10 protein-coding genes and 1 pseudogene are annotated in these 13,473 nt (G+C 31.3%); all 11 read left to right on the forward strand.

The genetic code is table 11. From position 1 onward, the window contains the following. The first annotated feature begins 174 nt into the window (after window positions 1-174). A complete protein-coding gene (locus EHE19_RS04165; protein WP_137698030.1) occupies window positions 175-1,446 on the forward strand; it encodes a hypothetical protein in 1,272 nt (423 codons plus the stop codon). A 521-nt stretch (window positions 1,447-1,967) separates the two neighbouring features. After that, window positions 1,968-2,483 (forward strand): annotated as a pseudogene (rhuM, locus tag EHE19_RS04170) (RhuM family protein). Next, window positions 2,438-2,635, forward strand: coding sequence for a PIN domain-containing protein (locus EHE19_RS04175; RefSeq protein ID WP_171003594.1), 198 nt, complete (start codon window positions 2,438-2,440; stop codon window positions 2,633-2,635). Before rhuM ends, EHE19_RS04175 begins: the two are co-directional and overlap by 46 nt. Before the next feature lie 156 nt (window positions 2,636-2,791). Beyond that, window positions 2,792-3,436, forward strand: coding sequence for a hypothetical protein (locus EHE19_RS04180; RefSeq protein WP_137698031.1), 645 nt, complete (start codon window positions 2,792-2,794; stop codon window positions 3,434-3,436). A gap of 271 nt (window positions 3,437-3,707) precedes the next feature. Continuing rightward, complete coding sequence (locus EHE19_RS19550) at window positions 3,708-3,926, forward strand: PDDEXK family nuclease (RefSeq protein ID WP_137698032.1); 219 nt, start codon at window positions 3,708-3,710, stop codon at window positions 3,924-3,926. Window positions 3,927-4,473: 547 nt separating this feature from the next. Continuing rightward, the gene (locus tag EHE19_RS04190; protein WP_137698033.1) at window positions 4,474-5,055 is read left to right on the forward strand and encodes a hypothetical protein; all 582 of its coding nucleotides are present in this window, start codon (window positions 4,474-4,476) and stop codon (window positions 5,053-5,055) included. 1,206 nt (window positions 5,056-6,261) lie between these two features. Continuing rightward, window positions 6,262-7,503 carry a cohesin domain-containing protein gene (locus tag EHE19_RS04195; protein WP_171003596.1) on the forward strand — a complete coding sequence of 414 codons (1,242 nt, stop codon included), beginning with the start codon at window positions 6,262-6,264 and terminating at the stop codon, window positions 7,501-7,503. A 518-nt stretch (window positions 7,504-8,021) separates the two neighbouring features. Next, entirely contained in the window at window positions 8,022-8,153 is a 132-nt protein-coding gene (locus tag EHE19_RS19915; RefSeq protein WP_280513963.1) for a hypothetical protein, read from the forward strand. A gap of 54 nt (window positions 8,154-8,207) precedes the next feature. Then, window positions 8,208-11,867 (forward strand): tetratricopeptide repeat protein, encoded by a 3,660-nt coding sequence (locus EHE19_RS04200; RefSeq protein ID WP_137698035.1) that lies wholly within the window; start codon window positions 8,208-8,210, stop codon window positions 11,865-11,867. Between the two features lie 223 nt (window positions 11,868-12,090). Further along, entirely contained in the window at window positions 12,091-12,867 is a 777-nt protein-coding gene (locus EHE19_RS04205) for an EFR1 family ferrodoxin (RefSeq protein WP_137698036.1), read from the forward strand. Window positions 12,868-12,955: 88 nt separating this feature from the next. After that, entirely contained in the window at window positions 12,956-13,414 is a 459-nt protein-coding gene (locus EHE19_RS04210; RefSeq protein ID WP_137698037.1) for a DUF1801 domain-containing protein, read from the forward strand. Window positions 13,415-13,473: the final 59 nt, after the last annotated feature.

The following is a 13,473-nucleotide window of genomic DNA, read 5'->3' on the forward strand; positions in this document are numbered from 1 at the left end:
TGAAATAATTGCAAGTGCTCTGAATAAGAAGGATGAATAGTGCTTGAGAGAAGGATGAATTTTGGGTTACCCTTTTTTCAAATGTTACTTTTTGCAGGAATAATTTGAAAGATGTTGAATTAGTGTACTAGCAAGATTGCTCAACATAAGAACGATTATCCGAGAGGTGTACATATGAACCATTTAAATGTATTTAACGCTTATAAAAATAAATCCAACAGCCATGAGGACGAGCTTACAAGAAGTTTCTTGATACTGGTAAAGAATATTCCTATGGTACAGGTTATGTTCTTTGAGTTAATAAGGAAAGAGATGTATGAGGAAAATATCCATTCTATTGCAAGTGGCGACTTGAGTGTGGAGGAGGTTCATACTCAGCTATCTGATACGAACAATATTTTCACTTCAGGGCTGGTTGATGGACGTACTTTGGTTTCAGTAATTATTTCTGATGATAAGTTTGAAGGCGGTGCAAATGTTCAGAATGAGGATAGAAAAGCTCGGTACGACGGGGTAGTTCTGTGTAATCCATCATGGGTTTTCATAATTGAAAATAAACCTTCAAAGGACAATATCTGGACACGTCAACTGAATCCTAATATACCCGACAGTGTGGAAGTAAAAATAGTAGATAAACCGTGTTGCTTATCGTGGAGGGCTATCCTGACCGGACTTAATTCTTTAATTCAGAACAGTATGTTAAATGGAATAGAGAAAGTTTTAGTAGAAGACTTTATTGAATATGTTGATAATGAATATTCATGGTTAAACCCGTATACTACATTTGAGGTTTGTAAAGGAAACACCTATTTACTTGATAAGAGGTGCAACTTGGCATTATCTAACTTCCTTATAAGGGGCAAGAAACCGGAAGTAAAGTACCATAGAGGTTGGAAACACTATATTGAAAGCGGGAAAAATACAGTTAAGCAAATAGCTTTGGATTCCAGCAAAAATGGTGAGGGCTGGAGCATAACGGTATGGTTACATGCAGGAGATACCATGAGTGCTGCAAAAGAGTCATTTAAAAATATGGATACTGATAAATTACTAGAGCTTAAATTGCAGGGCTTTGATATAGAACCTAATTTTCATGTTTCCTACCGTTCAAGTAACCTGCTTTGGTTTAGTGGGAATTTAACACTTGAACAATACCTTAGATACTGGAAAAAAGAATATAAGAATTTGAGACAAATTAAAAGACCAGAGTTTATGACTTACTTTGATGAGATGGAAGCCAGTTGCATGATCGGAGCCGATGATAGGAATATTATTCAAGAAAAGATAATGAATAAAAACTATCCAAATTTAAACATTTGTCCGGGATTCACAATAACTTACACTTGGGATAGTAAGTCTGCAATAAAGCTTGATAAGTGCGGCAAGTTTGAGGAAGACTTCATGAAGAAAGTAAACAGTGCATTTGCTGTAATTGGGGGTATCTAAATGTCTATTTTTAAATATAACATAGAAATCATAAAAATGCCTATCTGAATTGGAGGATTAATAAGCATAGGACTTTAAGTGAGCAGCTTTCCCAAATTGGGTTAGGATATTTACTAGCAGCTGAAACAGCAATAAAATTAGCCCTTCAAGATAATTGGGATAAGAAATTGTGTCTGTTTCGATGTGAGTATCGTACACCACAATTTTGCGTACATATGTCTGGATGATTCTTTTTTGTTCTTCCAGACTTTTATTTTTTATGTCGGAATCCTTCAAAAGATATTGCTTGATATTTTCCAGATTTGATTACTGTATCAAAACTGTTTAATTTGAATGATGGACGAATAAAAGATATAAACGAATTGCTAATATCTTAGGGTACGATTTTGAGTGGGGGTGTGATAATGGACAATAATATAGAACCTAAAGAAGGTCAAATACTATTTTATACAACGGAAGATGGAAATGTTAACATTGGTGTTTTATTTTCAGATGAAACAGTATGGTTAACACAAGCTCAAATGGTGGAGTTGTTTCAATCCAGCAAAGCCAATATCAGTGAGCATATTAAACACGTATTTGAAGAAGGAGAATTAGATGAGAATTTAGTTGTTCGGAAATTCCGAACAACTGCTGCAGACGGTAAAAATTATAATACAAATTACTACAACCTAGATGTAATAATTTCAGTAGGCTATAGAGTCCGTTCAAAGCAGGGAATCCAATTCAGAATATGGGCAACAAAAAACTTAAGAGAATTTATTATCAAAGGTTTTATCCTGGATGATGAACGGCTCAAGAATGGTAAACACTTCGGAAAAGACTACTTTGATGAGTTATTGGAACGCGCTAGGGAGATTCGGGCATCCTAACGCCGTTTCTATCAAAAAATTACAGATATCTATGCGCAGTGCAGCATTGATTATGATAAGAATGCTGAAATTACAAAAGTTTTTTATGCGACAGTACAAAACAAGCTTCACTATTATTATTGCCTAATGTTTACAAGGTTGATATTTACTATAACTGGAACTTGATAACTAATGATGCAGATGATAATAAATTTGTGGATTGTACTATAGCTTCTAACGCTCAGGTATTAGTAACTCAGGATAAGCATTTTGAGGTTATAAAGAATATTGAGTTTCATAGAGTCAATGTAATAGGAGTTACCATGGAAATCAAGTAACAAGTTATTTTTGCAAGTAATGAAGGGCTACTGGCCATCAAGTAGTGGTGTAAACGGAATTAATTGGGATTTAAAATATTAGTGCTCGGACTTAATCTACAAGTCTGAGCACTAAACTAATCTTATATTAAGTTAATAATATATGGAGGAATAATTATGAGAATAAAATATTTAATCTGTGTAATGCTACTTATTTCTATGTTTTTATGTAGTTGCAATGGAAAAGAATTAGTTAGCAAAAATGAAAAAAATAAAAACAATAATGAACAAGAAAATATTATAGTTAAAACAGAGGTAACATTAGGAAGTTGTTCATTAGATGATATGAATAAAGATAATTATATATTATCACTTAGATTGTATAAAGGTGAATATTATGAAGAATACACTCCAGGAAGTAATTTTGGAGGGAATTGGACAGGAAAATTTAAGCTATGTATTATTGATTCTTTAGATGGTCGGGTTATAGATTCTTATGAAATAAGTGAATGGGATGAATTTACAATTAAAGATAAGGTGAATATAACTTTAAAAGACTACAATAAGGATGGAAATTATGAATTTTTGCTTGGACAATATGGTTCAAGTAATTTAAATATTTATAAAATGTACTATATAACTAAAGATTTTAAAATTGGGTATTATGACAAAATAGGTGAAATTAATATTAGTAATGAAAGCTATTCACCAGAGTTAAAAATAAATAATGAAGGAAATATTGAATATAGTTATTATGATAATTCTGTAGGTGATACAATTAAAAAATCAATTGATATAAATTTATTAGTTACTAAAAACTGAGAATATTAAGTGCGTTGTAATTTATCGTATTAGTATTGCTATAAATTCTATATTGATATTTGTAAAATATACATTAGAATAAAACAGTAAATTTTAGTACTTAGGAAATACTTAACCAATAAGAGTCTGATAAATTGATATACTTGCCATAGATGGAGTATTAGGGGCTGATGATTAAAGTTAATATTGACTTACTGCAATTGGCTTTGTAACCATGGTTAAACTCTTAAACTTTCCCCAGGATATATCTATACATCTTTTGGGAGTTGCTTTGCTAAATAGAAATGGATATGTACGAGAGAAAGCGTTGAAGCTTATTTCTGGAGCAAAGATTTATAGTGCAATTCCATATGTTCTTTTAAGGTTGAATGACTGGGTGTTGCCAGTAAGACAATTGGCAGACACATTCTTAAGAATATGCTTACTGCAGACAACATTGATATATTTATTGACAACGTGTATCTTGTTGACAAATTGCAGAATGTGTTAAGAGTAGACCTAAAAAGTACAAGGCAGAAAATTATAGATTTTCTCAAGAATGACTCCTTTAAGGATAAGATAAAGAAGGGCCTAAAAACCCCACAGGTAAAAACATGTTTATTCTGCTACATGCTATTGATGGATAGGATTTCATTTGAAGAGGATATAATAAGTTCTGCACTTAAAGATCAAAAAGTAAATACATACTGTAATAAGAACTTGCTATTATAGGTAAGTTCTTTTTCCATTTATTAGGGCTTTTCAGATATCAATTTTATCTTTAGTAATTTAGTTATAACGGCTGATACATGTAAATTATATTAATGCATGAATGCAGAATAGATTTGATAACAAGCAAAATGATAAACCCAGATTGAAAGAATATGATTATCATTTATGAATAGTCCAAAAAAACTAAAAAGTCCAGAATTAAATAATCAATAACAATTTATTAGCATAGAGGCTATGAGACAAAATGAGCCTACTGTTTATAAATTGACATATTACCAATTTTTGATAAAATTAGAAAATGATTATATTCTTTGGAGGATTATTTAATGAAAGAAAAGAAAATTGGTTTAGAGATATTTGCTATTATATTAATCCTAGTTGGATGTTTAATTGTACTTTATTTTTACGGTAATTCAAATAAAATAACAATAAATTGCTTGAATGCAATTGAAGATACATGTTTAAGAGAAATACAAGGCACGGAAGTAACAATTTATAAAACAACAGATTTACATGGCAGCAATGCAGAACCATGTAATAAGACGGTTGGAAGTAAAGAGGATAATTTCGCATCTAATAAAAGAGATGGTGTTAAACTTTGGGCTACAAAGCAAATGTTTTTAAACCTTGGCAGTTTGAAAGTAGTAAAGGAAGATTATGCTGATAATTTAAATATAGATAATGCAAATTTATATCTAATAGAAGCAAATCATGATTTCGCAGACGAAAAAGAGTATAAAATCAAGAATATTTATATGTTTCTGAATACTAGCAATTATCATGTATATATCCCAAAAAATTATTGTGAACCTAAAGATTTAATTAATTATTCATACAAATACATAGAGTTTGAGTCAAACGAAATAACAAAGACATTAATTGATTTACTACTAGAGCCTAAGTCGTGATAGTTTATTATCTTCTTTTATTTTACCTTTTGGATTTCATATACTAGTTACTTAGTTTTTGTTTGTAAAATAATTACAGAATAGGATGGAAAGTTGTATGCTGCTAATAAGATGGCGAAAATGTTGAATATGTGGGCTAATATTTTTATGCAGGTGAAATGATATGAAGATAGTTATACTGAGATGATATATAGTGTTTGAAATTAAATATAGGATAGTTGAGGATAAAAAAGAACTTTTGCTTTTAACACCTGAAGTTTTGATGATGATTTCAATGTCTTTGAGGGACAAATTGAGTTGAATTTTAATGGCAATAAAATAGGTTATGTATTTGACGATGAAATTTCTGAAAAGATGCTTAAGGTAGGATGTTTCCAAGAAGAGAGGGTAATATTATGGTTTACATATCTTATTCAAGCAGTGAAACTTTTATAAAAAATATTTATTTATTCTTTTCAGAAATTGAATGCAGTAATTGGATATAACTAACTAAGTTGGGAAAAGTACTAAAGTCGGAGAACTCAGGGAAATTCCGTATAATATTAATAATTTAAAAAAGAGAAGTAAACCTAAAATGTCAGTAAACCCTCTTTGTGCAGAGATTGTGTTAAATACAGGTGAAACATTCATAAAGGATGTTGAAATGGAAACTACCGATTTTGTAGAATCTTTCATATCATAGAACTAGAATTAGTATTGGCAGAACTTTTATCGTATGAGTTAGACATCTTCATATTAAATTCTGATTTTAAGTCCTTATTGGATTTAAGAATTTCACTTTTCAGCTTACTTAAATCAATGCTTTTTAAAATAGGCTCGCTTACAATATCTATCTAACTGATAGTATTGTTTTTAAACTCTGATGACCTCAGGTCATTTGAAGAATATGTATTACTAAGCAATATACTTAATACTAGTAGTAATACAAATAGAGTACTTATTTTTGTTTTTTCTATTCATGTAAAATACATCCTAAAATATTATATTTAGTAACAACGTTATGTTAACATATTATAACTAAAATGTAAATATTAATATATTAATGTAATGATAAATTATTAATACTGATTACTTAGTAATATTATTAAAAATACATAGCATTCCCTAAACTTTTAATTATAAAATTTAAATACATAAAATATCAGTCTTACATTTAACACAACATAAATGTATAATACAGGAAAAAACAAATTGGAGGTTGAAATAATGGGGAATTTGAAAAGAAAGTTTGTCACTTTATGTAGTACTATTTTTGTACTAATGTTTGTATTATCAACGGTATCTGTATCTGCAGTTCAGGGCAATACATGGACAACTATGGCAGCAATGGCTACTGCAAGATCTACTAATGAAGTTATTGCGGCAAATGGGAAGATATATGCAATAGGTGGATATAATGGTGGTTATCTTAACTCAATTGAGGAATACGATACGGTGACAGATGAATGGACAAGCAGGGCATCAATGACTAATACAAGACGATATTTTACAGTAGTTCTTTTTAATGAAAAAATATATGCAATAGGAGGATTTGACAGCAAAAACTATCTTAGTTCACTAGAAGAATACACGCCTGAGTATCCGGCACCAGAAAATCTCACAGCTATTTCTGGCCATGGAAAAGTCAATTTATCTTGGGCAGCATCTGAAGGTGCATTAAGCTATAACATTAAACGTTCTTCAGAGGCAGGTGGTCCTTACACAACAATAGCAACAGGTTCTGCAATTACATATACCGATACAACGGCAGTTAACGGAAATACATACTATTATGTTGTAAGTGCCGTAAGTTACTCAAATGTGGAGAGTGCAAATTCAAATGAAGTATCTGTAACCCTTCCAAATATAGAAGAGACACTTGAAGTAGTTTCTGTAGACAAAGCAAAGGTCGGTGACGAAATAACCGCTGATATTGTAATTCACAATTCAACAAACATATGCGCTGAAGATATAAAAATAGCCTTTGATACTTCGAAATTGGAATTTATCAGTGCAGAGGGTGCTGACGGTATTAAGATTTACAAGGAAGACAATTTAACGGGTGGTATTAGGCGATATATTACAGCAAGTCTTGGCAAAGCTAATGCGGCAAATGGTGACAAGATACTGTTAAAGTTAACATTTAAAGCTAAAGCATCAGGCGAGGCTAAGATAGATATAATTAATGGACGTATCGCAAATAATGCTAATTTGGAAAAGGATATTGAAGAAGAAAACTGCGGTGAAAAAACAATACTAATAGAGAGAAATGCATATGATGTTAACCGTTCAGGTGAGTTCACACTTTTGGACTTAGGCATAGCTGCATGGTATTTTGGTGATGCAGCTGAGGATACAGATACTTCAAAATATGACGCCGATATTGTTGAAAACGGCTCAATTGATGACGATGACCTTACAGAAATAGTTAGACAAATACTAAACAACAGTAATTATGCAGTTATCTAAAGGATAGTTATAAAAAATATCACTAAATAGAGTAAAGAACTTACTTATTAAATTGATATGTTCTATGTAAAGTAGATAGTGAAAAAATGAAATGATAAACATGTCAAGGTTTTGTAGGCACAAAATTAAGAGGAGTTTTATTATTTTAACTGTCTACCATAAGGGAAGCCTATCAATTAAATGGGTAAGTTCTTTTCGCTTAATAAGAGTAATTAAAACTTCTTGCATCTGGTGAGATGCTTTTATTGTTTTTCGCATTTTGACACTTTAATTGGTCTTTACAAAATAGGTTTATCCTCTTATAAAAATTCAGTATGCAGTAATTTTATTAAAAAAAAGAAGTGGGCATTGTTCAGTAGTGGATGAATGAAAGATTGGCTTGATAAAAAAATTTAGTCATATATTTATTGCAAATAATTGGTGAATTATATAATATTAATACAATTAGAATTTAAGTCTGTTTGAAAAAGCTACATAATGGATTTGTTGAGATAGATTTGTGGAGGCTAATTTTGCATATGAAATATTTAAGTGAGTTTTGTGATTTTATTAAATCTGAAGATTTTAGTATGGAGTTTGACTTATCTGAGAAAAAGAAGATGACTACAGCTGATGTATATTATGAAATTAATCAATATAAGTTAAAATAAAAACGTCCAAATTCTCTGTTGGTCCATAATTATAAAGGAAGGTTATAGATTCTTATGTTAAAAAAAGCAATAGAAGAGAAAAATTTGATTATTGTGGCAGGTGCCGGTATTTCAGCTGCTCCGCCCTCAAATCTTCCTAGCTGGTGGGAATTTAATAAGCTGATTGTTGATGAAATAAAATCACAAACTATTAGGCTATTACCTGAGTCTGATCCACTTGTAAAGCCTATAGAGATAGGAGACATGCTACCGGTTGAGTGTGTATCGGACTTTTTTGTAAATTCCATTGCTGGAGAAAGCTATTTTCCGCTGCTTACCTTGCTAAATTCTGCACAACCCAATTTTAATCATAGAAGTATTGTAGAATTGGCAAAACGAGGCATAGTTAGTTCAATTGTTACAACAAATTTTGATACATTAATAGAGAAGGCTTTTAGAGATGCTGTTGTTCCTCTGAATATTATTGTCACAGAGGACGATTATAACGAATGTATGAACAAAACTGGATGCAAACTATTTAAAATTCATGGTTCTGCCACAAACTATGATACTCTTATTGATACTACATCACAGAAATTAAAAGGATTATCAAAATCAAAGAGAATAGTTTTAAAAAATATAGTAGAAGGAAAGCATGTTTTGTTTATGGGATTTTCGGGAGCAGATTTATCTTTTGATTTGGATTATATTCCAATTGAGGATGCATTATCGAATAAATCCAATATTACATGGGTAATCAGGCCAGGTTCCACACCACATAGGAATGTTCTAAAACTCAAGGAAAAGTATGGTGATAATATTCAATTTTTACAAACAGAACTGACTGATCTCTTTAAGCAACTACATATTGAAAGCGATGAATTCCAAGCTGTAAATAATAATATAAAAGAGCATGATGCTAGCAAAATTATAGCATCTAGTATTAGTAGTCTTATGAACTCAACACATATTACAGAAAATGGTTGTGTAGCTTTATGCATAGGCTTATTAAACAGAATAGGTTTACGAGAAAATGCCCGTAAGCTTGGTTCTATGTATGAAGCAACACTCAAAAGAAAGGGAGTTAACCCTATTGACTTACCATCATATTCAACTATTGCTATATGTGCTTTAGAAAATGGAGATTTAAAAACTGCTCAAGAGAACTTTAACAATGCATTGGGTTGCCTCCAATTCATGGAGGTATTGCATAAGTCTGGGGAAATATCAGTTAGTCCAGCTGCTTCAAAGGAATTATTAAGCAATAGTGCAACCATTTGGAATAATATAGGAATTTACTATATGGCAAAGAATGAATTAGAACAAGCACAACGTGCATTTTGTAAAGCGAAGGAACATGCACAGAAGGCAATAAAGATATCAACGCTGGTAACGGTATATTTTAATTTGGCCAGAATTAATTATAAACAGTCGGATGATGCGGATAATTTTATAAACGAACTAGGGCAGGCAGAAGTACTTGCAAAGCAAGAGGGGTGTGCCGAGATTTTATTTGATATTGTCTGTGAACAGTGTAAAGTGTTGTTATCATTGGGAGAATATTATGTTGTCCAACAAAAGCTAAATGAAATAGCTCTTCTTGAGCATGTAATTGTAAATACAAGTAAGCGTATAGTTAAGGAACTTATTAATGTTGAACTCCTTGTAAGGAGGGGGAATAATGCAGATGCCTTAGATTGTGCAAAGAAAGTTGCTGATCAATATTTAAAAAAGGAAAATGATATGCAAGCCAAAGCTTTTAAGACTAATATGGTAAAGTTGCTTATTCATTATGAGAAGGCACATGCTTTTCTTTCACAGCTTGTCAAAGAAATAAAAGAGGAGGATATTTCTTTACCCAAAGATATTAAATATCCTTTGATATTTGGTGATACAATTGATACTTGGCGAAAGAACATCATTTGGTTAGAATATACTGGCAGCTATTCGGAGATACCGAGATATTTCTCAGTGGGAAGCAGAAAATATCTTGCTCAAAATGAGCCAAGAAGGCTAAAGGACCTGTCAGAGTGTTTTCTAGATAGCTGTGAAAGGGCAAAGGACTCTTTATATATGCCAGAAGCACTATATAATTTGGGATGTGCGGAATTAATGCTGGGTAATATTGAAGTTGCATTTGGCCTATTTGAGCAGGTAACTCAATTAAAAGAAAAAGCTTCTGATATATACAGGGGCTGGGCCAATATAGAAATTGCCAATATTCTGCTGAAGCAGGGCAATCAACCTAGTGCAGCAGATTATTATCAAAAGGGCAAGGAATTGCTGAAAATGAGTGGTAACGTTGAACAATTAATATACGCTGTTGTTGCACATTGCAATGAATTGGTCAAAAATAATAATCATAAACAAGCCATTGAATATGCATATGATTTATTAACCTGTTTTGAAAATAGTTTATATATTGAGCATTCTGAGAACATACATAAAATGATAGAAAGATGGAAGAACTGTGATGAAGAAGCTACCATCGACGAAGAAAGTCCCCAGGCAATAGCTACAAAGGCTCTTAGTGCTTATTCAAATGGTGACCGTGAATCAGGATATACAGGTATAAACACTGCACTTGAAAGGTACAAAGAAGCAGAGGATTATGCAGGGGTTGGAAGATGTTACAATAATTTAGGGAGCTTCTGTTTACAAGATAAAAAGTTTGATGATGCAATTGAGTATTTTAATAAATCTCTTGATATAAAGATAGAACTAAAAGATAATGATGGAGCTGTGGCACAAATGGCTTCTATTGCTCATGCATATTTCCAAAATGGAGATTATGAAAATGCGTTACTAAAAGTTAAACAAGCTGAAGCTTTTATTGAAAGCAACGGCTATAGCAATAATATTATTGGTGTTTATTTTGCTGCAGGATTAGCTTATATAAAAATTAACAAATTAGCAGATGCATTGATTTATATGCGGCTCACTAAACAGCGAATAGAATTCGAAAAAGGTTCTTTAGAAAAAGATTCTTTCGAAAGATATCCTTCTTTAAAAGAAATAAAACAAATGAACGATGAGATTCTTAAATCACTTGAGTTGCATTTTGCAGAAAAATCAAAGGAGCCTGAGTTGACGGAATTTTTGCGGAATATAAAAGAATGTAACAGGCTTAGCCAAAGGGGCGAATTTGAAAAATGCCATGGATTACTGGATAATCTATTAAAACAAAAAAGCCTAAATAGGTTGGAATTAGGTCAAATTGAAGGAACTCGTGCGAATGCTTATATGAATAATAATGATTTTACCAAAGCGATTGAGCATTATAAAAAGGCAATTGAACTATTTGATGGCTTTGAATACTATAAAATAACAGCAATTCACCATCTTACAGTCGCTTTGGCAAATGATGGGCGAGAGGATGAGTCTATCGCATTATCGAAAGAAACTCTGAAAAAGGAAAATATCTTGCCTGAAAACCGGTTATTTCTGTTACAGGGACTGGCAAATCGCTTAATAAATAAAAATCCTTCAGATGAGAAAAGTTTTGAGGAAATAAAAATGCTGCTTGATGAATGTATTGAAATTACAGAATCTGCTTTGGAAGAGAACGGAATTGTCCATGTTACATTAATGAACCTTTATATAAATTATAATAATAAAGAACTGGCAAAGAAGCATTACATTATTGCAAAAGAAAAATTTGTAAAAACAAATTCAAGATATCTTGATTTATTAACGAATAATAAAGAGTTACTAGATTATCTTGACTTACCATAGATATAGATTCTATTATTAAGTCATAATTTGTAAATATGGATTTCAGCTTTTAAATGTGGCAATTTTAATTTTTTAGTTTATTAACTATCGAAGTTATGTAGTTTTTAATATTATTTTTTTGTTTATGTAACCAGTTGTATAATAGTAAGGTGAGCCATATTTTTTACTTAATAATTTAATACATATAGCTATGAGGGCATAAGTAAAGCAGGAGGGTTAAAAGATGGTATTATATTTTTCAGGTACAGGAAATACAGAATATATTGCGAAATTGATTGCTGATGGACTAGGTGATACATGTTTAGATTTGCTTGATAGAATTAAGAATAATGATAAATCACCCTTGTATTCAGAAAAAACTTATATAATTTGTGCTCCTATATATGTTTGTGAAATGCCTTTGTTTTTGGTTAGGTATTTGAAATCAATATCGTTTAACGGAAATAATAAAGTGTATTTTGTTTTTACTAGTGGAGGTTATGCTGGAAGTGCAAAGGTACAAGCAAAATTGTTTTCACTTAAGAAAAAATTAAAATGTTTGGGCTGTGTGGAATTTGTTATGCCGAGAAATTATGTTGCCAATGATAAGTATTCTATGGATAATGAAGAGGTAATTTATTCAAAAATTGAAAATTCCACAAAAAAAGTAAAGCAAGTTGTTGAAGATATCAAAAATGAAAACAAGCTGAATACTCGTCATGTGTGGTTTTTCGAAACCTTGATTATTGCTCCTTTTGCATTGTTATGGACAAAATATAAGCTGGTTGCAAAGGATTTTTATGCTACTGATGAATGTATAGGGTGCCGAGTTTGTGAAAAGGTTTGCCCTCTAAATAACGTTAAAATTGTTGATAAAAAGCCTAAATGGGGAGGAAATTGTACTCATTGTATGGCGTGCATTTCAAAATGTCCTAAAAAGGCAATAGAATATGGCAATTTAACGCAGGGAAAAACAAGATATCTTTTAAAAGATTATGTTCCTGCTAAGATTAAAAATTAAATACCTTTCCGTATTATTTTTCACAAACTACAAATAATGCTGATATTGATATTTAATCATACAGTTTTTGTGAAAATGGGGAGTTTTTATGGAATACAATGCAAATAGTGTAGAGGAATATATTGAAGTTTTGCCAGAGGACAGAAAACAAATTATTCTACAGCTACGAAATGTAATTTTGTCCAATTTACCAGAAGGATTTACTGAGCAAATATCATATGGGATGATTAGCTATGTGGTTCCTCTAACTAGATATCCCAAAGGTTATCATGTTAAAAAAGATGAACCTCTTCCCTTTCTGTCCTTAGCATCACAAAAAAATTATATAGCCTTATATCACATGGGGTTGTATGGTAATAAGGAAATTGAAGAGTGGTTTATAGAAGAGTATACCAAGCGGGTAACTACAAAGCTAGATATGGGAAAAAGCTGTATTAGATTTAGAAATCTAGCCTCTATACCATTTGACTTGATTGCAGAACTTTGTAGAAAAATTACGGTTGATGACTATATCAATTACTATGAGAAAACGATAATCAAAAAGTGATGAAATTATACAATTATTTATAAAGAAAATTACTATAAGGATTTTAAGGCGCTCACTTG

The sequence above is a fragment of the Ruminiclostridium herbifermentans genome (assembly GCF_005473905.2).
Classification (GTDB): Bacteria; Bacillota; Clostridia; order Acetivibrionales; family DSM-1351; genus Ruminiclostridium; species Ruminiclostridium herbifermentans.